The organism is Sphingomonas sp. CCH5-D11, assembly GCF_001557395.1.
Lineage (GTDB): Bacteria > Pseudomonadota > Alphaproteobacteria > Sphingomonadales > Sphingomonadaceae > Sphingomonas.
Genome location: NZ_LSKH01000188.1, coordinates 1 through 1,742, shown reverse-complemented (window position 1 = coordinate 1,742; position 1,742 = coordinate 1). Strand labels below are relative to the sequence as shown.

At 65.6% G+C, this 1,742-nt stretch carries 1 protein-coding gene; it reads left to right on the top strand.

The window, feature by feature from the left end:
* Positions 1-107 precede the first annotated feature (107 nt).
* Positions 108-1,577 carry an ISNCY family transposase gene (locus AX702_RS11785; RefSeq protein ID WP_231729986.1) on the top strand — a complete coding sequence of 490 codons (1,470 nt, stop codon included), beginning with the start codon at positions 108-110 and terminating at the stop codon, positions 1,575-1,577.
* The last annotated feature ends 165 nt before the right edge of the window (positions 1,578-1,742 follow it).

The window sequence follows — 1,742 nt, the reverse complement described above, 5'->3', positions numbered from 1 at the left end:
TGTAGGCGCTAAGTAGAAATGACACTGCTCCGCTAGATAGAAAAGGCACACAGTGCCAGCGGGTCGCCGGTGTCATGGCCATCCTCGGCAGCGAGGATGTGCGAACGATGACGGTGCTGACGATGAGTACTGCCGAGGTGAGCCGGTTCGACACGCTGATGCGGCTCGACCGCGGTGAGATCCGGGTTGCAGACGCGATGGCGCTACTGAGCCTTGAGCGTCGACAGATCTACCGGTTGCTGGAGCGAGTTCGGCAGGACGGCGCAGCCGGGCTGATCTCGCGCAAGCGTGGCCGTCCGAGCAACCGGCGTTACGGCGATGCCTTTCGTGACCAGGTCGTCAGCCTCGTGCGCGAGCAGTATAACGGGTTCGGGCCCACGCTGGCGCGCGAGTATCTGGCCGAGCGGCACGGCATCCGGGTGTCGTGCGAGACGCTGCGGCAGATGATGATGGCAGCGGGGCTGTGGAAGGACCGCGCAGCGCGTCGCCCTCGCCCGCACCAGCCGCGTTACCGGCGGGACTGCCGCGGCGAGCTGATCCAGGTCGACGGGTCCAAACACTGGTGGTTCGAGGACCGGGGCCCGCAATGCACGCTGCTGGTCTATATCGACGATGCGACCAGCGAATTGATGCACCTGGAGATGGTAGAGAGCGAGAGCACCTTCGCCTACATGCGGGCCACGCGGACGTATATCGAGCGCCACGGAAAGCCGGTCGCCTTGTACTCCGACAAGCACAGCGCGTTTCGCAACAACACCGCTTCGGCGAACGGTGACGGCATGACCCATCTCGGGCGGGCGCTGCATGCGCTCAACATCGAGATCATCTGCGCCAACTCGCCGCAGGCCAAGGGGCGTGTCGAGCGGGCGAACGGCACGTTGCAGGACCGGCTGGTCAAGGCGATGCGACTGGAGGGCATCTCCACCATCGAGGAGGCCAATGCCTTTCTCCCCGCCTACATGGCCCGGCACAACCGGCAGTTCGCCAGGACGCCGTTCGACCCGCGCGATCTCCACCGCCCGCTGGCGCCGCACGAGAACATCGAGGCAGAGATGGTCTGGCGCGAGCAGCGCACGGTGACCGCGGCGCTGACGCTGCACTACAACAAGGCGCTGTTCATCCTGGAGCCGAACCGGGTCAGCCAGGCACTGGCGCGCAAGCGGGTAGATGTCTGCGAGTTCCCTGACGGGCGGATCGAGATCCGACACGACGGGCAGGCCTTGCCCTATCGCGTGTTCGACAAGATGCAGCGGGTGAACCAGGCAGCGGTGGTCGACAACAAGCATCTCGACGCGGCGCTGGCGATGGCGCGGCTCCTGCAGGAAACGGCACCACACCACCGCAAGCGGAACAACAACGAGCCGGCGCGGACCGCCCAGACTGGCGGTATGTTCGCCGCCTCGGCTGCTCCGACTGCATCGAAGGTGGATCGCCGCACGCTCTGCACGCCCAAGCTGAAGCGTGGACCGCGCCTTCCCAACACGGAACTCGTCGCGCGTGGACTGGCCGAATACGCGGGCCGAGATCGGAACACGCCGCCTCAGGAACCTGCCTCACTGCCTGCTGTTCTAGCGTGACCGGGCCCGCTGCTGGCGCAGCGGGTCCGTAGCCCTCTCAGAACTCACCGCATCAGCGGGGTCAGCGCTGCGCTTGTGGATGGCTCCACGCTGCCCCCGCTGCTACCAACGGTGTGTCAGTTCTATCTGGCGACGAATGTGTCTTCTCTAAGTGGCAGCAACACG

Excerpts from the sequence above, each read along its gene's own strand:
- AX702_RS11785 (WP_231729986.1), top strand. The coding sequence starts at position 108 with ATGACGGTGCTGACGATGAGTACTGCCGAGGTGAGCCGGTTCGACACG.